The organism is Streptomyces sp. NBC_01089, from assembly GCF_045162975.1.
Classification (GTDB): domain Bacteria; phylum Actinomycetota; class Actinomycetes; order Streptomycetales; family Streptomycetaceae; genus Streptomyces.
Window position 1 is genome coordinate 3,633,157 of sequence record NZ_CP108660.1, and the last position, 16,838, is coordinate 3,649,994.

The 16,838-nt window shown below is 71.7% G+C and carries 17 protein-coding genes; 9 read left to right on the forward strand and 8 right to left on the reverse strand.

All coding sequences use genetic code 11. From position 1 onward, the window contains the following. Positions 1-38: 38 nt before the first annotated feature. Positions 39-716, reverse strand: a complete 678-nt coding sequence (locus OG510_RS16100) for a response regulator (RefSeq protein ID WP_406137564.1) — start codon at positions 714-716, stop codon at positions 39-41. Positions 717-795: 79 nt separating this feature from the next. Beyond that, the gene (locus OG510_RS16105) at positions 796-1,998 is read right to left on the reverse strand and encodes a sensor histidine kinase (RefSeq protein WP_406137565.1); all 1,203 of its coding nucleotides are present in this window, start codon (positions 1,996-1,998) and stop codon (positions 796-798) included. 96 nt (positions 1,999-2,094) lie between these two features. Here OG510_RS16105 and OG510_RS16110 point away from each other — a divergent pair, with 96 nt between their 5' ends. After that, positions 2,095-3,063, forward strand: a complete 969-nt coding sequence (locus OG510_RS16110) for an SAM-dependent methyltransferase (RefSeq protein ID WP_406137566.1) — start codon at positions 2,095-2,097, stop codon at positions 3,061-3,063. Positions 3,064-3,096: 33 nt separating this feature from the next. Beyond that, positions 3,097-4,239 (forward strand): NADH-quinone oxidoreductase subunit D, encoded by a 1,143-nt coding sequence (locus OG510_RS16115; protein ID WP_406137568.1) that lies wholly within the window; start codon positions 3,097-3,099, stop codon positions 4,237-4,239. A gap of 124 nt (positions 4,240-4,363) precedes the next feature. On the opposite strand, the gene OG510_RS16120 is transcribed toward OG510_RS16115, so the two are convergent. From OG510_RS16120 to OG510_RS16135, 4 genes are all read right to left on the reverse strand, one after another. Next, positions 4,364-5,485, reverse strand: coding sequence for a hypothetical protein (locus tag OG510_RS16120; protein WP_406137570.1), 1,122 nt, complete (start codon positions 5,483-5,485; stop codon positions 4,364-4,366). A gap of 132 nt (positions 5,486-5,617) precedes the next feature. Beyond that, complete coding sequence (locus OG510_RS16125) at positions 5,618-6,598, reverse strand: ABC transporter substrate-binding protein (protein WP_406137572.1); 981 nt, start codon at positions 6,596-6,598, stop codon at positions 5,618-5,620. A gap of 94 nt (positions 6,599-6,692) precedes the next feature. After that, a complete protein-coding gene (locus OG510_RS16130) occupies positions 6,693-7,364 on the reverse strand; it encodes an ABC transporter permease (RefSeq protein WP_406137573.1) in 672 nt (223 codons plus the stop codon). A 2-nt stretch (positions 7,365-7,366) separates the two neighbouring features. Further along, positions 7,367-8,068 carry an ABC transporter permease gene (locus tag OG510_RS16135; protein WP_164267254.1) on the reverse strand — a complete coding sequence of 234 codons (702 nt, stop codon included), beginning with the start codon at positions 8,066-8,068 and terminating at the stop codon, positions 7,367-7,369. Positions 8,069-8,287: 219 nt separating this feature from the next. Here OG510_RS16135 and OG510_RS16140 point away from each other — a divergent pair, with 219 nt between their 5' ends. Further along, positions 8,288-9,433: an ABC transporter ATP-binding protein gene (locus OG510_RS16140; protein WP_406137574.1), complete on the forward strand. Its 1,146-nt coding sequence runs from the start codon at positions 8,288-8,290 to the stop codon at positions 9,431-9,433. Here OG510_RS16140 and OG510_RS16145 read toward each other — a convergent pair. Next, positions 9,420-10,532 carry an alpha/beta hydrolase gene (locus OG510_RS16145; RefSeq protein WP_406137575.1) on the reverse strand — a complete coding sequence of 371 codons (1,113 nt, stop codon included), beginning with the start codon at positions 10,530-10,532 and terminating at the stop codon, positions 9,420-9,422. The genes OG510_RS16140 and OG510_RS16145 overlap by 14 nt on opposite strands. Positions 10,533-10,681: 149 nt before the next feature. Between OG510_RS16145 and OG510_RS16150 the strand changes: the two genes are divergently transcribed. The 6 genes from OG510_RS16150 (at position 10,682) to OG510_RS16175 (ending at position 15,938) form a co-directional block, all read left to right on the forward strand. Then, the gene (locus tag OG510_RS16150; protein ID WP_406137577.1) at positions 10,682-12,514 is read left to right on the forward strand and encodes a phosphatidylglycerol lysyltransferase domain-containing protein; all 1,833 of its coding nucleotides are present in this window, start codon (positions 10,682-10,684) and stop codon (positions 12,512-12,514) included. A gap of 207 nt (positions 12,515-12,721) precedes the next feature. Continuing rightward, complete coding sequence (gene folP / locus OG510_RS16155; RefSeq protein WP_406137578.1) at positions 12,722-13,582, forward strand: dihydropteroate synthase; 861 nt, start codon at positions 12,722-12,724, stop codon at positions 13,580-13,582. Continuing rightward, positions 13,579-14,058 (forward strand): nuclear transport factor 2 family protein, encoded by a 480-nt coding sequence (locus OG510_RS16160; protein ID WP_406137580.1) that lies wholly within the window; start codon positions 13,579-13,581, stop codon positions 14,056-14,058. The genes folP and OG510_RS16160 overlap by 4 nt, the downstream gene beginning before the upstream one ends. 290 nt (positions 14,059-14,348) lie before the next feature. Next, complete coding sequence (gene folB, locus OG510_RS16165) at positions 14,349-14,708, forward strand: dihydroneopterin aldolase (RefSeq protein WP_164264883.1); 360 nt, start codon at positions 14,349-14,351, stop codon at positions 14,706-14,708. Next, positions 14,705-15,316 carry a 2-amino-4-hydroxy-6-hydroxymethyldihydropteridine diphosphokinase gene (folK, locus tag OG510_RS16170; protein WP_406137582.1) on the forward strand — a complete coding sequence of 204 codons (612 nt, stop codon included), beginning with the start codon at positions 14,705-14,707 and terminating at the stop codon, positions 15,314-15,316. The genes folB and folK overlap by 4 nt, the downstream gene beginning before the upstream one ends. Before the next feature lie 139 nt (positions 15,317-15,455). Further along, on the forward strand, positions 15,456-15,938 hold the full coding sequence (locus OG510_RS16175; protein WP_406137583.1) for a DUF3180 domain-containing protein: 483 nt from the start codon (positions 15,456-15,458) through the stop codon (positions 15,936-15,938). 188 nt (positions 15,939-16,126) lie between these two features. On the opposite strand, the gene folE is transcribed toward OG510_RS16175, so the two are convergent. Next, positions 16,127-16,732 (reverse strand): GTP cyclohydrolase I FolE, encoded by a 606-nt coding sequence (gene folE / locus OG510_RS16180; RefSeq protein WP_164264886.1) that lies wholly within the window; start codon positions 16,730-16,732, stop codon positions 16,127-16,129. Positions 16,733-16,838 lie beyond the last annotated feature (106 nt).

Below are 16,838 nucleotides of genomic sequence, written 5' to 3' on the forward strand. Positions count from 1 at the left end.
CCGGCCCAGCGCCCCGGACCCTCACCGCGCCCCCGGCCTCACCGCGGCCCGGGCCCCCCGGCGCGTACCAGGCCCGTCTCGTACGCCATCACGACCACCTGCACCCGGTCGCGCAGCTCCAGCTTGGTGAGGATGCGGCCCACATGGGTCTTCACGGTGGCCTCGGACAGCACCAGCCGTGCCGCGATCTCCCCGTTCGACAGGCCCTGCGCGACCAGCAGCATCACCTCGCGCTCCCGGTCGGTGAGCCGCCCGATCTCCTTGTGCTGCGGGTCGGCGACCGTGCTCGGCAGCATCGGCGAGAACCGGTCGAGCAGCCGCCGTGTGGTCGACGGTGCGACGACCGCGTCGCCGCTGTGCACGGACCGGATCGCGCCGAGCAGCTCGGCCGGGGGCACGTCCTTGAGCATGAAGCCGCTGGCGCCCGCCTTGAGCCCGGAGAAGGCGTACTCGTCCAGGTCGAAGGTGGTCAGGATCAGGACCTTCGGCGCATCCGGCCGCGCACAGATCTGCCGGGTCGCCTCGACACCGTCCAGCTTGGGCATGCGGACGTCCATCAGGACCACGTCCACCGCCGTCGCCCGGAGCACGTCGATCGCCTCCGCGCCGTCGCCCGCCTCCGCGACGACCTCCATGTCCGGCTGGGCGGCGAGCACCATCCGGAAGCCGGTGCGCAGCAGCACCTGGTCGTCGACGAGCATCACGCGGATCGCCATCTCGTAAGAATCCCTTCTCGTGGCAGGAGCAGACAGCTCGGCGCCGACAGCCCGGCGCCGACAGCCCGGCGCCGACAGGCTAGTGCGCCGGTTTCAGCGGCAGCAGCGCGCTGATCCGGAAGCCGCCGCCCGGCCGCGGGCCCGCGTCCAGCGTGCCCCCGACCATGCCGACCCGCTCCCGCATCCCGATCAGACCGTGCCCCTGGCCGTCCGCGCCGCCGTCCTGGTACAGCTCATGGGCCGCGCCCCGCCCGTCGTCCTCGACCAGCAGGCCGAGCCCGTCGTCGAAGTAGACGAGGCGCACACTGGCACCCACGTCGGGCCCGCCGTGCTTGCGGGTGTTGGTGAGCGCCTCCTGCACAATGCGGTACGCGGTGAGCTCCACGCCACTGGGCAGCGGCCGCGGTGTCCCCTCTATACGGAAGTCCACGGTCAGACCGGCGACCCTGACCTGCTCGACCAGGTCCTCGATCTGCTGCACATCGGGCTGCGGGACGTACTCGCCGCTCTCCTGCGCGTCACCGGTCCGCAGCACCCCCAGCAGCCGGCGCATCTCGGCGAGCGCCTGGCGGCCGGTGGACGAGATGGTCTCCAGCGCCTGCTTGGCCTGGTCGGGCGAGGCGTCCAGGACATAGGCGGCGCCGTCCGCCTGGACCACCATCACCGAGACGTTGTGCGCGACGACATCGTGCAGCTCACGGGCGATCCTGGCGCGCTCACCGGCCACCGCCACCTTCGACTGCGCCTCGCGCTCCCGCTCCAGCCGGGCGGCCCGCTCCTCCAGCTGCGCGAAGTAGGCACGGCGGGTCCGCACCGAGTCGCCCATCACCCAGGCCAGGACGAACGGAACCGTCGCCACCACCGCGAAGACCGTCTGCTGCACCCAGGTGGGGACCGGCCCCTCGTGCCAGCGCAGCTGCGCGAGCGTCCCCGCGCACAGGCCGCCGATCAGGCCGAACCGGGAGGCCCAGCGCGCCCCGTCGGCGGCGACGGTGTAGATCAGCACCAGCATGGCGAAGTCGGCGGGCGTCGTGCTGATGTCGAAGACCAGCTGCGCCACCCCCAGCACCGTGACCAGCAGCAGCATCTTCTCGGGCGCCCGGCGGCGCAGGGCGACGGCCGTGCAGAGACCCAGGAAGACGGGGACGGCCTTGACGTGGTGCAACCCGTGCCCCGTCTGGGACGCGTCCCACTGCATCACGGAGAACCCGAGGAGGATGACGGCCCAGAAGCCGTCGACCAGAGTCGGGTGTCTGCGGATGAAGGCGTAGAGACGCTGCACGTAACCCAGCGTAGGGAAGCCGAACAGGTGTAAGGGTCAACCGAAGGACCGATCCGGTCGCCCGGGGAGTACTCCCCAAGGTGGAGACTTGACTCCGTGACTGATGAGTGGCGCGGGTGGCGTGAGGCGACGGAGGCCGCGCTGTACGGGGCGGACGGTTTCTATCTGCGGCCGGAGGGCCCCGCGGGTCACTTCCGCACATCGGTGCACGTCTCCGCGCTGTTCGCGTCGGCGGTCGCCCGGCTGCTGACCGGGCTGGACATCGCGGAACCGGCCCTGGTCGACATGGGCGCCGGCCGCGGTGAGCTGGTGACGGGGGTGCTGGCCGCGCTGCCCGCGGACTTCCCGGTACGGGCGTACGCCGTCGAGCGCGCGCCCCGTCCCGCCGGGCTCGACGAGCGCGTCGTCTGGTGCGCCGAGCCGCCGGCCGGGGTGCGCGGGCTCCTCTTCGCGAACGAGTGGCTGGACAATGTGCCGGTCGATGTCGTGGAGACCGACGAGGCCGGGACACCGCGCTATGTGCAGGTCAGGACGGCGGACGGCGCCGAGCGGCTGGGCGACCCGGTGTCCGGTGCCGACGCCCGGTGGCTGGAGCGCTGGTGGCCGCCGGCCGGTCCTGGCACCCGCGCCGAGATCGGCCGCCCGCGCGACGAGGCGTGGGCGGCGGCGGCCGGAACGCTGGCGGCGGGTCTCGCGGTGGCCGTCGACTACGCCCACCCGCGCGCGGCCCGCCCGCCCTTCGGCACGCTCACCGGTTTCCGGGAGGGCCGGGAGGTGCGGCCGGTACCGGACGGGAGCTGTGACATCACCGCCCATGTGGCACTGGACGCGTGCGCGCTGCCGGGGGCCGAGCTGCGCACCCAGCGGGAGGCCCTGCGCGCCCTGGGGATCAGCGGTGACCGGCCGCCCCTGCTGCTGGCGTCGACGGACCCCGCGGCGTACCTCAGGGCCCTGGCGGCGGCGGGCGAGGCCGCGGAGCTGGTGGCGCGGGGCGGCCTGGGCGACTTCGGGTGGCTGACACAGCGGGTGAGCGGAGCAGACGGCCCGGGGGCCGAACCCGGATAGGGGCACCGCGGCCCGCCGGGGATACTGGCCCGTATGACGGAGACGACGGTCGGCATCGGCGGGGCCGCGGAGAGCACCGACATGGTGCTCAACATCGGCCCCCAGCACCCTTCCACCCACGGAGTGCTCCGCCTCCGTCTGGTCCTGGACGGCGAACGCGTCCAGCAGGCCGAGCCGGTCATCGGCTATATGCACCGGGGCGCCGAGAAGCTCTTCGAGGCGCGCGACTACCGCCAGATCATCATGCTCGCCAACCGCCACGACTGGCTCTCCGCCTTCTCCAACGAGCTGGGCGTGGTGCTGGCCGTCGAGCGGATGCTCGGCATGGAGGTCCCGGAGCGCGCGGTCTGGACCCGTACGCTCCTCGCCGAGCTGAACCGGGTGCTCAACCATCTGATGTTCCTCGGCTCGTACCCCCTCGAACTGGGCGGTATCACCCCGGTGTTCCACGCGTTCCGGGAGCGCGAGGTGATCCAGGCGGTGATGGAGGAGGTCTCCGGCGGCCGGATGCACTACATGTTCAACCGGGTCGGCGGCCTCAAGGAGGACCTTCCCGCGGGCTGGCTCGGCCGGGCACGGGACGCCGTCGCCGACGTCCGCTCCCGTATGGACGTGTACGACGACCTCGTCCTCGGCAACGAGATCTTCCGGGGCCGCACCCGGGGCGTGGGGGTGCTGTCCGCCGCCGCCGTGCACGCGTACGGGGTGAGCGGGCCGATCGCCCGCGGCTCGGGCGTCGACTTCGACCTGCGCCGCGACGAGCCGTACCTCGCGTACGGCGAACTCCAGGACACCCTGAAGGTCGTCACCCGCGAGGAAGGCGACTGCCTGGCCCGCTTCGAGGTGCTGCTGGGCCAGACGCACAACGCGCTCGACCTGGCCGACGCCTGTCTGGACCGGCTGGCCGCGCTGGCTCCCGGGCCCGTCAACCAGCGGCTCCCGAAGGTGCTGAAGGCCCCGGAGGGCGAGACGTACGCCTGGACGGAGAACCCGCTCGGCATCAACGGCTACTACCTGGTGTCCAGGGGCGAGAAGACCCCGTACCGCCTCAAGCTCCGCTCGGCGTCCTTCAACAACATCCAGGCGCTGACCGAACTGCTCCCCGGCACCCTGGTCGCCGACATGGTCGCGATCCTGGGCTCGCTCTTCTTCGTGGTCGGCGACATCGACAAGTAGCGGACGGCAGGTACGCGTGCGGTAGGCGGGCAGCCGGTACGCAGGCGGTGGGCGGGCGGCCGGTACGCGTGCGCTAGGCGGGCAGCCGGTACGCAGTCGGCCGGCACGCTGTCGGCCGCCCGGTTCAGGCCGGGCTGGCGGTGCGCAGCTCGCCCACGTCGATCTGTTCCGTCTCGTCGTGCTCGGTGAGGTCGATGACCTGGCCGACCCCGCGCTCGGCGTCGCTCCCGATGCCGTCGTCCGCCACGTCATCCGTTACGTCGTCCGCCACGTCCGCCGGGACCGCGCCGTCCGCCGACACGGCCGCTTCGGCCCGGTGCGCGGCGATGGCCTCCGCGCCCACCACGTCCGCCAGGTCCTCGTTCTGTACGGAGGCCAGCTGCGCGGGCTCCAGCGCGGCCGCGCCCGTCTCCTTCCGGGCGTTCCGCGGGCCGGACTGGGCGCTCTGCATGCCGAAGAAGTCGAAGCCGCCCACGGGCCGGGGCGCACGGCCCTGCTGCGGGGTGTACGGGGTGGTGTACGGAGCGACGGCGGTCGCCGGAACACGGCGCGGAGCGGGCAGAGCCGACGGCGGGCGCGTGTGCTCACCGGCGGCCGCCGCCGGCTTCCCCTCCGGCTCCGCCGCCTCCCGCTGCTGCCGGGGCCCGCGGCGCTCGCGCTGTTCACGGTGCTCGCGCTGGGCCGCAGCGTTACAGCTCAGCGCGCCGAGGGCCTGGGCGGCCTTGGCGTACGCGGCCGGAGTGGGGGTGGAACGCGCGGCCGGCAGCGCGGCCCGTGCCGGGGCCGGGGCCGCTGCCTCGATCGCCAGGAGCCTGCGGCCCTCCAGCGCGCCGGCCCGCTCGGTCTCGGCGGTCGCGTACCGGCGCAGCAGCGCGGCGTGCTCGCCGCGCAGTCCCGCCAGCTCGGCCCGCTTGGCCCGCAGCTTCGTCTCCAGCTTGACGCGCAGCGCGCGCGACTCCTCCAGATCGCCCTCGAGTTCGGCGGTGCGCTCCTCGGCCCGCCACTCCTCCGCGGCACGTGACCGGGTCAGCTCGGCGACCCTGCGGCCGGCCACCCGGTCCCAGTTGCGCATGAGGACCGCACCGGTCACCGCGGCGGCCGCCGCGGCCGCGACCAGGCAGCGCAGCACCAGGGGATCCGCGAACAGCCAGGCGCCGGCGGCGAGAAGAAGCGAAGCACCGGCTACGGCCGAGGGCTGGAGAAGCCGGTGCAGGGGTGGGGAATGGCGGTGGCGTCCACGTGGCATGGCTCGAAATTTACCGTGCGCGTGAGCCGAATGGATGACCGCACCGGGATTTGTTCCCCAGCGGTTACCTCGAACGGTTACCCCGGTGCCCGCCGCCATTCCCCCTTGCCGCCATTCCCTCCGGGGAACCGGCTAGTTGATCAAGCTCTTCGACTTCAGATAGTCCTTCGCGACATCGTCGGGCTTCGCGCGCTCGGAGTCGACCTTGCGGTTCAGCTGGACGAGATCGGCGGTCGTCAGCGTCGAGGTGAGCTTGCCGAGGGCGGCCGCGATCTCGGGGCTGCCCGCGTTCTTGGCATTCACGACCGGCAGGAGATTGTCCGCGTTCTGGAGCTTCTTGTCGTCCTGGAGCAGGACCAGCCCGTAGGTGTCGAGCGTCGCGTCGGTCGTGGTGGTGAGCACCAGCTGGTCGGTGCCGTCCTTGACCGCCTGCTTGGCCTGCGGGGTGCCGACGCCCTTGGGGTCGATGCCGGTGACGTCAATGCCGTACTTCGACTTCAGGCCCGGTGCGCAGAACGGCCTGACGGTGCATTCGTCACCCGCCGCGATCTTGACCTTCGCCTTCGACTTCCCCAGATCGGAAAGCGTCTTGAGCTTGTTCTTGGCGGCGAATTCCTTGGTCACCGCGAAGGCGTTCTGGTCGACCGCCCGGCCCGCGGGAAGCACCTTCAGGCCGCGCGGCCCGGCGAGCTTCCGCAGAGCCGCGACCGTCGCGGCGACATCGCCGGAGGCGACGGGCTTCTTCTCGGCCGCCTTGGCGCCGTTCGTCTTGGCGTTGAGGAATTCGGCGAGGGTGGCCGCGTATTCCGGTACGACGTCGATCTGGCCCTTCTCCAGCGAGGGTTCGTACAGCTCACGGTTGTTCACCGAGGTGACCGAGGTCTTGTATCCGGCGTTGGCCAGCACCTGGCTGTACAGCGCGGCGAGCACCTTCGACTCGGTGAAGCCGGCCGCGCCGATGACGAGCGAGCCCTTCTTGCCCGAACCGGCCGCGGCACTCGATCCGCCGCCGTCCTTGCCCTTCTCCAGGCTGTCCCCGCCGCACGCCGCGAGGGAGCCCGTCAGAGCCACCACGCCGAGCACAGCGCCCGCTATTCGCGAGGTTTTGATCATGAGGTCCACTCCAAGTGACAGGTGATTGACAAACGTTCGGGAGGGGAGGGCGACAGCCGCCCGCCCTCGGACTCGGACCGGCGGCCGGCCGCCCTCAGACCGCCGCCTTGCGCCGCGGGTCGAGCAGCCGGTCGGCCGCCACCAGCAGCCCCTCGACCACGAGGGCCAGCGCGGCGACGAGCAGCGCGCCCGCCACCACCTGCGCGGTGTCGTACGTGTTGAACCCGGCGGTGATGATCCGGCCGAGGCCGCCGCCACCGGTCATCGCGGCCAGGGTCGCCGTGGCGATCACCTGGACCGCGGCCGACCTGAGCCCGGTCATGATCAGCGGATAGGCGAGCGGCAGCTCGACGCGCAGGAAGAGCTGACCGCCTGACATCCCCATCCCCCGGGCCGCCTCCACCACCGACCGGTCCACCTCGCGCATTCCCGTGTACGCGTTGGTCAGCAGCGGCGGCACGGCGAACAGCACCAGGGCGATCACGGTCGGCAGGTCGCCGTGCGAGCGCAGCGGGGTCAGCAGCAGCAGGGCGAGCACCGCGAACGTCGGTATCGCGCGCCCGGCGTTGGAGATGTTCACGGCCAGCGCGCCGCCCCGGCCGATGTGCCCCAGCCGGAGAGCGACCGGCAGCGCGATGAGGCACGCCACCGCGAACGCGATCCCGCTGACCGTCAGATGCTGGACCAGCCGGTGCTCCGCGCCGCTCTCCCCCGACCAGTTGGACCCCGTCATCAGCCAGGTCCAGGCATCGGTCAACTCGCCCATGGTCAGCCCGCCTCAGCCGTCCGGACCGCCCGCGGCGTCCGTATTCGGGTCCAGGGCGTGAGCAGCCGCTGCACGCCGAGCAGCATCAGATCGGCCAGGACGGCCAGCAGTACGCAGAGCACGGACGCGGTCAGCACCTGCGCCTTGAAAAGGGTGGGCAGCGCGTCCGAGATGAGATTGCCGAGGCCGCCCTTGCCGACGATCGAGCCGACCGTCGTCAGCGCGACCGTGGAGACCGTGGCGATCCGCACCCCCGCGAACAGCGCGGGCAGCGCCAGCGGCAGCTCGACCTCCCAGAGCAGCCTGACCGGTCCGTACCCCATCCCCCGGGCCGCCTCTCTGGCGTCCTCGGGCACGGCGGCGAGACCGGCCAGGAGATTCCGTACGAGGATGGTCAGCGAATAGAGCACGAGACCGGTGACCACCAGGGCGGCCGACAGGCCGAACCACGGCAGCAGCAGCGAGAACATCGCCAGCGACGGCACCGTGTAGAGCACGGTCGTCAGCCCGAGCACCGGCCCCGCGAAGAGCCGCCCGCGGCGGGCCAGCAGCGCCAGCGGGACGGCCACCACAAGACCGATCGCCACCGAGACCGCGGTGATCCAGATGTGCTGGACGGTCGCGTCGGTCAGCTCCTGGCTGCGGGATGTGACGTAGTCCCAGCAGAGCCAGTCGTTCCTCGCCATGCAGTTCTGCCCGCTCACCGCACCCCGCCTCCCGGCCCCCGCCGTACTCCGGCCTTCCCGGTCCCCACCGGTCAGGTCCCCATCGGTCTGCTCGACGCCGGTCCGCTCACAGGTCGGTCCGCTCGACGCCGGTCTGGTCAACTCAGTGGCGACCCTATCCCCGGCCACTGACAATGCCGGGATCCGTCGCACTGCAGCAACATGGCCTTCACAACCGGCCCGTCACAATGGGGAATCATGATCCGATTCGAAAACGTCACCAAGCGGTACGCCGACGGCACGACCGCCGTCGACAACCTCTCCTTCGAGGTCGCCGAAGGTGAACTGGTCACGCTCGTCGGCCCGTCCGGCTGCGGCAAGACCACCACGATGAAGATGGTCAACCGGCTCATCGAGCCGACCGATGGCCGGATATATGTCGGCGGGGACGACATATCCGCCACCGACCCCGTCGAACTGCGCCGCCGCATCGGCTATGTGATCCAGCAGGTCGGCCTCTTCCCGCACAAGACGGTGCTGGACAACACCGCGACGGTCCCGCACCTGCTGGGCGTCAAGCGCGCCGCCGCCCGCGCCCGCGCCGCCGAGCTGCTCGAACTCGTGGGTCTCGACCCGTCCGTCCACGGCGGCCGCTACCCCGAGCAGCTCTCCGGCGGGCAGCGCCAACGGGTCGGCGTGGCACGGGCGTTGGCGGCCGATCCGCCGGTCCTGCTGATGGACGAGCCGTTCGGCGCGGTCGACCCGGTGGTGCGCGAACACCTGCAGAACGAGTTCCTCGCGCTCCAGAAGTCCGTACGCAAGACCGTCCTGTTCGTCACCCACGACATCGAGGAGGCGGTACGCCTCGGCGACCGCATCGCGGTGTACGGGCAGGGCACGATCGAGCAGTTCGACGCCCCGGCCGCGGTGCTCGGCGCCCCGGCCACGCCCTATGTGGCGGACTTCGTCGGCGCCGACCGCGGCCTCAAGCGGCTCTCCGTCACCCCGATCGAGCCGGGCGATCTGGAGCAGCCCCCTGTGGTGCACCTCGACGACCCGCTGCCCGCCGAGCTCCCGGGCTGGGCGGTCGTCCTGGACCGGGAGGAGAAGCTGCACGGCTGGATCTCGGCGGAGCACGCGGCGACGGCCAAGGGGACTGTGGGCGAGCACGCCCGGCGGATGGAGGCCCGGCTGCCCGTCGGGGCCTCGCTCAGGCAGGCGTTCGCCACCATGCTCCAGCACGACGCGGGGTGGATCGCGGTGACCGACGAGGACAGCACCGGACGCTTCCTGGGCGTACTGACCCCGGCCCGGCTGCACGAGGCGCTGCGCCGCTCCACCGCAGCCGACGCCCGGGACATCCCGCGCGACGAGGTGGAACTGGAGACCGTCAGCGGCCGGTGAGCCGCCCGCTCAGCCACTCCATGCCCGCGGGGATCTCGCGGCGCCAGGTGTTGAAGTTGTGCCCACCGCTGGTCAGGGTGATCGACGACAGCCGGGTGGGCGGCTTCACCTTGTCCATGAACCGCATCGTGCTGCGGTAGTTCCCCTCGCCCTTCCGGCTGGTGGTGACCAGGAGCGAGGTGGCCGGAGCCGGCTGGTGGTCCAGGCTCCACAGCAGGTCGGCGCGGTGCCGCTCCAGATGGTTGCCCTGGAAGAGGTCGCCGGTCGTCGGGTCCTCGGCCGCCCGGTAGTACGCGGAGAGCCCCGCTCCCGCCCCGTAGACGCCCGGGTGATGGACCGCCAGTTTCAGCGCGCAGTAGCCGCCCGTCGAGTCCCCGATGGAGCCCCAGTTACGCGGCCCGGGTCCGACACGGTACGCGGCCCTGACGGCACCCGGCAGGTCCTTCGCGAAGAACGTCTCGCTCTGCGGCCCGCCCTTTATGTCCACGCACTCGGTGTCACGCGGCGGTGCCACCGTCGGCCGCAGCATCACCAGCACCATCGGCCGCATCTTCCCGGCCTTCAGCTGGTCGAACTCGGTCCTCGGGTAGTGCAGACCGTGGATCAGGTTCTCCGCGGTGCCCGGATATCCGGTGAGCACGACAGCCGCGGGGAAGGTTCGCTTCATGTACGCCTGCTGGAAATACTGCGGGGGCAGATAGACGTACGCGGAGCTGGCTATCTTCGACGTACGGCCCTGGATCACGACCTTCTGTATCTGCCCGGCGACGGCCGGCCTGGTGCCGCCGGGTACGTCCAGGCCGGTCCGCTTCACGACCCGGACGTCACGGCTGCCCGCGTCGTGGTCGACGACCACACCCGGGGTCTGCTCCTGGCCGAAGAGATCGGCCCACGACCCGTAGAAGAGGAAGGAGTTGTTGGCCAGCAGCCCGACCGTGGCGAAGACCGCCACCTGGGTCGCGAGGAACAGGCCGATCCGGCCCGCCACCGCACGGCCGCTGCGCCGCGCGAGCCGCGGCCAGAGCCAGATCGTCGCGGCGAACAGGACGACGGCCAGCAGGGCGGCGAGCGCCAGAACCTTGTGACTGGTGAGACCCATGGGGAGCCGAGCTTTCTGCGGAGAGATTTTTCCGGGACGGATGAACCCGCACCCCGTAATCGCCGTCCTAGAGGACACAAAATGTCCGGATGCTGCGCCGACTTCGGCGATCGGCGGACAGAGAACCTCTTGTGGAGCCGTGGGAAGCGATGTCTGTGCCGGTAGATGGGGAAAAGTCGGTAATGGTTCCGAAGAGTGTCCGACGGATCTTCCGGGGCCCCCGCCCCGAGACCGTCCCCTCCCTGGTCGGGACGGCCTGCACGGTCGTCGGTCTGCTCGACATCGCCGGCGGGGCCTTCCCCCGGTTCCGGCACAGCCGGATGCATACGGTCGCCGAGGTGCTGCCCGGGGCGCTGGGGCCGTTCACCGCGGCGCTCGCGCTCTGCGCCGGGGTGCTCCTGCTGCTCCTCGCCCATGGCCTCAAACGCCGTAAACGCAGGGCCTGGCGGGCGGCCGTGGTGCTGCTCCCGATCGGCGCGGTGGCGCAGTTCGGCTACCGGCACTCGATCGTCGGGGCGCTGATCTCGCTGGTGCTGCTGACCCTCGTCGTACGCCACCGCACCGAGTTCGAGGCGCTGCCCGACCCGCGCAGCCGGTGGAAGGCACTCGCCAACTTCGTGGTGCTCGGCGCCGGATCGCTGGGCCTCGGCCTGATCATCGTCAGCGTCCACCCCGGCCGGGTCGTCGGCAGCCCCAGCATCGCCGACCGGCTGCAGCATGTGCTGTTCGGCCTTTTCGGCTTCGAGGGGCCGGTCGAGTACCAGGGCAACACCTCCTGGACCGTCGCCTACTCGCTCGGCTCCCTGGGGCTGCTCACCGCCGTCACCACCATCTATCTGGCCTTCCGGCCCGAACACCCGGCGGCGCGCCTCACCGACGAGGACGAGAAACAGCTGCGGGCCCTGCTGGCGAAACACGGCGGGCGCGACTCGCTCGGCCACTTCGCGCTCCGCCGCGACAAGGGCGTCGTCTTCTCACCGAGCGGCAAGGCGGCCGTCTGCTACCGGGTCGTCTCCGGGGTGATGCTGGCCAGCGGTGACCCCATCGGCGACGTCGAGGCGTGGCCCGGCGCGATCGAACGCTTCATGGACGAGGCCAAGCTGCACTCCTGGACCCCCGCGGTGATGGGCTGCAGCGAGACCGGCGGCGAGGTCTGGACCCGCGAGACCGGACTCGACGCGCTGGAACTCGGGGACGAGGCGGTGGTGGATGTCGTGGATTTCTCCCTCGCCGGACGGGCGATGCGCAACGTACGCCAGATGGTGAAGCGCATCGAGCGCGGTGGCTACGAGACGCGGGTCCGGCGCGTCCGTGATGTGAGCGACACCGAGCTGGAGCGGATCAGGGGCGCGGCGGCGGCCTGGCGGGGTACGGACACCGAGCGCGGCTTCTCGATGGCGCTCGGCCGGATCGGCGACCCGGGCGACGGGGACTGCGTCATCGCCACCGCCCACAAGGCCGACGGCCCCGAGTCCCCGTTCGGCGACCTGAAGGCGATCATCCACTTCGTGCCGTGGGGCAAGGACGGGATGTCGCTGGAGCTGATGCGCCGCGACCGCGCGGCCGACCCCGGGATGAACGAGCTGTTGATCGTCGCGGCCCTTGAGGCGTCCCCCGGGCTCGGCGTCGAGCGGGTCTCCCTCAACTTCGCGATGTTCCGCTCGGCGCTGGCCCGCGGCGAGAAGATCGGCGCGGGCCCGGTCCTGCGGGGCTGGCGCGGACTGCTGGTCTTCCTCTCCCGCTGGTTCCAGATCGAGTCGCTGTACAAGTTCAACGCCAAGTTCCGGCCGCGCTGGGAGCCACGCTTCGTGGTCTTCCGCAACACCGGCGACCTGCCGCGCATCGGTTTCGCGGCGATGCAGGCCGAGGGCTTCGTCAATCTGGGCCTGCCGTGGCCGTTCTCACGGCGCGAGCGGGTGACCGAGCCGCCGTGCACCCCTCTCACGGGCGCGACGGGCGAGGGCGGGGCCCGGGTGGCGTAACGCACCCGGCGGTCATCCGGGCCGGCCCCCGCCCGCGCGGCCCCCGCCCGCGCGGCCCCCGCCCGCGCGGCGTCCGGTGCGTGCGAGCGCAAGGCGCCGTAATGCTCTCGTAGCGGAGCTACCAGGGCATTTCGGCAACGCCGCGAACGTGCGTGCCAGGCGTCGCGCGGCAGGCGGCACTTTGACGACAGGCCCTAGGCTGGGGGCATGAGTACGTTGCACGGGCGGGGCCGGGTGGCAGGGCTGCCGGAGTGGGACCGCTGCGCGGTCATGGGCGTCGTCAATGTGACGCCCGACTCCTTCTCCGACGGAGGCCGCTGGTTCGACACCGCGGCCGCCGTCAAGCACGGCCTCGACCTGGTGGCGCAGGGCGCCGACCTGGTCGACGTGGGCGGTGAGTCGACCCGCCCCGGCGCCAGCCGTGTCGACGCCGACGAGGAACTGCGCCGGGTCGTCCCGGTCGTACGGGGACTGGCCTCCGAAGGTGTCACCGTCTCCGTCGACACGATGCGCGCGGTCGTCGCCGAGCAGGCCGTCGAGGCCGGCGCCGTCCTGGTGAACGACGTCAGCGGCGGGCTCGCCGACCCCGCCATGGTCCCGGTGGTCGCCGCCGCCGGGGCGCCTTTCGTGGTGATGCACTGGCGAGGGTTCAGCGAGTCGATGGCCGGACGCGCGGTCTACGGGGACGTGGTCGCCGAAGTCGTCTCCGAGCTGCGCGCCCGGCTGGACGCGGCGGTCGCCGGGGGAATCGCGCCCGAGCGCATCGTCGTCGACCCCGGCCTCGGCTTCGCCAAGGACGCCGGGCACGACCTGGCGCTCGTGGCCCACCTGGCGGAACTGCGCGCGCTCGGCCATCCGCTGCTGGTCGCCGCCTCCCGCAAACGTTTCCTCGGCCGGGTGCTGGCCCGCGAGGGCGCCGCCCCGCCGCCCGCACGCGAGCGGGACGCGGCCACCGCGGCGGTCTCCGCGCTCGCCGCGCACGCGGGCGCCTGGGCCGTCCGGGTCCACGAGGTACGGGCCACGGCCGACGCGGTCCGCGTGGCCCGCGCCGTCGAGGGCGCCGCATGACGGCGGCCACCGACGTGGAAGAGGTCGAGCTCGCCAACACGGCCTTCTACGAGACGATGGAGCGGGGCGACTTCGACGCGCTGTCCACGCTCTGGCTGGAGGACGAGATCTCCTGCGTCCACCCCGGCTGGCCGGTGCTCTCCGGGCGCGGTGACGTGCTCAGGTCGTATGCGCTGATCATGGCGAATACGGAGTACATCCAGTTCTTCCTGACCGATGTGGTGGTCAGCATCATCGACGACACCGCGCTGGTCACCTGCACCGAGAACATCCTCAGCGGCGGCCCCGCCGAGGAGGCCGGTGAGCTGGGCCCGCTGGTCGGGCAGCTGGTGGTGGCCACCAACGCGTTCCGTAGGACGCCGGAGGGCTGGAAGCTCTGGTCCCACCACGGCTCGCCCGTGCTCGCCGAGACCGGCGAGAGCGGCGAAGGCGAAGGCGGCGACGGCCCGCCCGAGGGCGACGAGACACCCGCCTGAGACCGGCCCCGGGCCCCTCGCCCCCCCCTGCGCCGGACGGCAACGGATCACATCCGAGGGGGACGGGACGGCAACGGACGGCACCGGATTCATCGGTTCAGGGAGTTCCTGGGGCCCGCAGGGTTCAGCTCCGCAGCCGAGGGTAGGGGCGAATATCACCCGCTCAGATCCATGACCGCAGCCCCCGTGACCGGGTGCTGTCGGTAGCCGCAGGTAGATTCGAATGTGTGGGCCACGCCGACCGCATTCGGCTCGGGCCCGCCTACCGACGAACAGCAGGAGTGATTCGCGTGGATCGTGTCGCGCTGCGCGGCCTCAAGGCCCGTGGGAACCATGGCGTCTTCCCGAGGGAACGCGCGGAGGGCCAGACCTTCATCGTGGATCTGGTGCTCGGCCTCGACACCCGCCCCGCGGCGGCCGACGACGACCTGACGAAGACCGTGCACTACGGCGTGGTGGCGGAGGAGGTCGTCGACGTCGTCCGGGGCGAGCCGGTCGATCTGATCGAGACCCTGGCGGAGCGGATCGCCCAGCAGTGCCTCAAGCACGAAGGCGTCGAGGAGGTCGAGGTGGTCGTGCACAAGCCGGATGCCCCGATCACCGTCCCCTTCGACGACGTGACCATCACCATCATCCGGAGCCGAGTATGACCGTGTTTCCCAGCGAGCCGCAGAGCGACCCGACCGTGCAGCCGGTACCGGCCTCCGTGGTCGCCCAGGTCGACGCGGCCGATGTGACGCTGTCCAACCCCAAACGGGCCGTGATCTCCCTCGGTGCCAACCTCGGCAACCGCCTGGAGACCCTGCAGGGCGCCATCGACGCCCTGGAGGACACCCCGGGCCTGCGGGTCAAGGCCGTGTCCCCGGTGTACGAGACGGAGCCCTGGGGCGTCGACCCCGGCTCGCAGCCCTCGTACTTCAACGCGGTGGTCGTCGTGAAGACGACGCTGCCCCCCGACTCGCTCCTGGAGCGCGGCCAGGCGATCGAGGAAGCCTTCGACCGGGTGCGCGAGGAGCGCTGGGGCCCGCGCACCATCGACGTGGACATCCTGTCGTACGCGGACGTGGTCTCCGACGACCCGGTGCTGACGCTCCCGCACCCCCGCGCGCACCAGCGGGCCTTCGTCCTGGTGCCGTGGCACGACGTGGACCCGGCGGCCGAGGTACCCGGCCGCGGCCCGGTGGCCGAGCTGCTGACGACGGTCGACCGAGAAGGTGTGCTGCCCCGCGCCGATCTGGAACTCTGCCTGCCCGAGTAGCCGTTAGCCTCTGGGGGGCCGCTCCGGGGTGTCCGGGCGCCGTCAGAGGGACGGCTCCGCGTCCGGGGCCGGGGCAGACAGGGACAAGCAGAATGAAGAGCAGAGCGGTGAAGAGCAGAGCAGTGAAGAGCAACGTCACGTGAAGCAACTACGGCTCGGTGTGCTGGCCGGCCTGTTCGTCGTCGCCGGAGTGCTCTCCTGGGCGGGCGCCCGGCTCTGGAACGCGGTGGGCACCCTGCCGAGCGTGCCGCTCGCCGCGCCCATCGTGCTGGCCGCCATCGCGGTGGTCCTGCTCGCCACGGCGCTCTCGCTCCGCGCCCGGCTGCGGGCGCAGCGGGAGCGCCGGCCCGGCGCGAAGGGCGTGGACCCGCTGATGGCGGCGCGGGCGGTGGTCTTCGCCCAGGCCAGTGCGCTGGTGGCGGCGCTGGTCTGCGGGATGTACGGCGGCACGGGCGTCTATCTGCTCAGCCACCTCGACGACCCGGCCCGCAGGGACCAGGCGATCTACGCCGGCTTCTCCCTGGTGGCGGGGGCCGGGGTGGTCGCTGCGGCGTTCTTCCTGGAGCGGGTGTGCAAACTCCCGGACGACGAGGACCACAACGGCCAGGGCGCATCGGCCTGACGGCCGGCCAAGAGCGGCGCCGGGGCAGCAAGCCCTGATCCGCCCGCCTGGTCACACAGGCCCCGGCCCTGGCCAGCCCGCCCGGATCTCACAGGCTCTGATCAGCCCGCCCGGGTCACACAGGCCCTGATCAGCCCGCCCGGGTCACACAGGCTCTGGCCAGCCCGCCCGGGTCACACAGGCCAACCTCAGCGCGCCATGATCAGGCTCATCGCCTCGGCCCGGGTCGCCGGGTCGCGCAGCTGGCCGCGGACCGCCGACGTGATCGTCTTCGCGCCCGGCTTCCTGACCCCGCGCATCGTCATGCACATGTGCTCGCACTCGATGACCACGATCACCCCGCGCGGCTCCAGTATCTTCATCAGCGACTCCGCCACCTGCGTGGTCAGCCGCTCCTGGACCTGGGGGCGCCGGGCGAAGACATCGACGAGCCGGGCCAGTTTCGACAGGCCGGTGATCTTCCCGTCGGACGACGGGATGTAGCCGACGTGCGCGACGCCGGTGAACGGCACCAGATGGTGCTCGCAGTGGCTCTGCACCTCGATGTCCTTGACCAGGACCATCTCGTCGTGGCCGAGGTCGAACGTCGTCGTCAGTACGTCCTCGGGCTTCTGCCGCAGACCGGCGAAGATCTCCTTGTACGCGCGCGCCACCCGGGCCGGTGTCTCCAGCAGACCCTCACGGTCCGGGTCCTCCCCCACGGCGATGAGCAGCTCCCGTACGGCATTCTCGGCCCGCTTCTCGTCGAACTCGCGGATCTGGCTCGCGCCGTCCAGCGTTATCGGGTCGGTCATCTGTGCCTCGCTCCTCAAAGAAAATGCCGCGTCCCCCAGGCTAGAACCTGGGGGACGCGGCATGCATTCCGGGGCTGCCGGTACGGAAGGACTCCGGGGCAGCGCT

Bases quoted from the DNA above. Each gene is read 5' to 3' on its own strand.
- OG510_RS16100 (WP_406137564.1), bottom strand. From the start codon at position 716: ATGGCGATCCGCGTGATGCTCGTCGACGACCAGGTGCTGCTGCGCACC.
- OG510_RS16115 (WP_406137568.1), top strand. From the start codon at position 3,097: ATGACGGAGACGACGGTCGGCATCGGCGGGGCCGCGGAGAGCACCGAC.
- OG510_RS16120 (WP_406137570.1), bottom strand. From the start codon at position 5,485: ATGCCACGTGGACGCCACCGCCATTCCCCACCCCTGCACCGGCTTCTC.
- OG510_RS16125 (WP_406137572.1), bottom strand. From the start codon at position 6,598: ATGATCAAAACCTCGCGAATAGCGGGCGCTGTGCTCGGCGTGGTGGCT.
- OG510_RS16130 (WP_406137573.1), bottom strand. From the start codon at position 7,364: ATGGGCGAGTTGACCGATGCCTGGACCTGGCTGATGACGGGGTCCAAC.
- OG510_RS16140 (WP_406137574.1), top strand. From the start codon at position 8,288: ATGATCCGATTCGAAAACGTCACCAAGCGGTACGCCGACGGCACGACC.
- OG510_RS16145 (WP_406137575.1), bottom strand. From the start codon at position 10,532: ATGGGTCTCACCAGTCACAAGGTTCTGGCGCTCGCCGCCCTGCTGGCC.
- OG510_RS16150 (WP_406137577.1), top strand. From the start codon at position 10,682: ATGTCTGTGCCGGTAGATGGGGAAAAGTCGGTAATGGTTCCGAAGAGT.
- folP (WP_406137578.1), top strand. From the start codon at position 12,722: ATGAGTACGTTGCACGGGCGGGGCCGGGTGGCAGGGCTGCCGGAGTGG.
- OG510_RS16160 (WP_406137580.1), top strand. From the start codon at position 13,579: ATGACGGCGGCCACCGACGTGGAAGAGGTCGAGCTCGCCAACACGGCC.
- folK (WP_406137582.1), top strand. From the start codon at position 14,705: ATGACCGTGTTTCCCAGCGAGCCGCAGAGCGACCCGACCGTGCAGCCG.
- folE (WP_164264886.1), bottom strand. From the start codon at position 16,732: ATGACCGACCCGATAACGCTGGACGGCGCGAGCCAGATCCGCGAGTTC.